This is a genomic window from Streptococcus sp. DD04, assembly GCF_001578725.1.
Lineage (GTDB): Bacteria > Bacillota > Bacilli > Lactobacillales > Streptococcaceae > Streptococcus > Streptococcus sinensis.
In genome coordinates this window covers 1-554 of the sequence record NZ_KQ968998.1, presented here as the reverse complement: position 1 = coordinate 554, position 554 = coordinate 1, and the positions used below count along the sequence as shown (strand labels likewise).

Here is a 554-nt window from a genome sequence, read left to right as displayed (position 1 = left end):
AAGGCTACTCTGATTGAAATCTTCTACAAACTCAAAACAAACAAAGGTTACCACAGGCATCCTTGCTCCCTCTTTCGTATCCTGAGAAAATTAGGCTTCTTCAATCCTTCTAAAAAAAGAAAAAAGCCTACAAACCAAAGCCCGACCATACGCCGAACGAAATCGGAGTGAAATGGCAAATGGATGTCAAATATGTCCCAAAACACTGTTACACCGGCTCTATCCCTGATAAATTCTATCAGTATACTGTCATCGACGAAGCTTCCAGAGAGCGATTTATCTATCCTTTTAAAGAGCAAAGTTCTCATTCTACGGTTCAATTTTTGAAATTGGCTATTCGTCATTTTGGTTATCAGCCCAAAATCCTGCAAACAGATAATGGTGTTGAATTTACACATTTTAGAGAGACCAAGCAAGTCCACCCACTTGACCTTCTTTGTGAGGAGTTGGGGATTGAGCATAAGTTTATCAAGCCTCGAACACCTCAACACAATGGCAAGGTAGAACGAAGCCATCGCAATGACAATAACCGATTCTACAAACATCTCCAGTTT

At 40.3% G+C, this 554-nt stretch carries 1 pseudogene; it reads left to right on the top strand.

What is annotated here, in order from left to right:
- A pseudogene (locus tag STRDD04_RS10785) lies at positions 1-554 on the top strand (DDE-type integrase/transposase/recombinase); the annotation flags it as partial.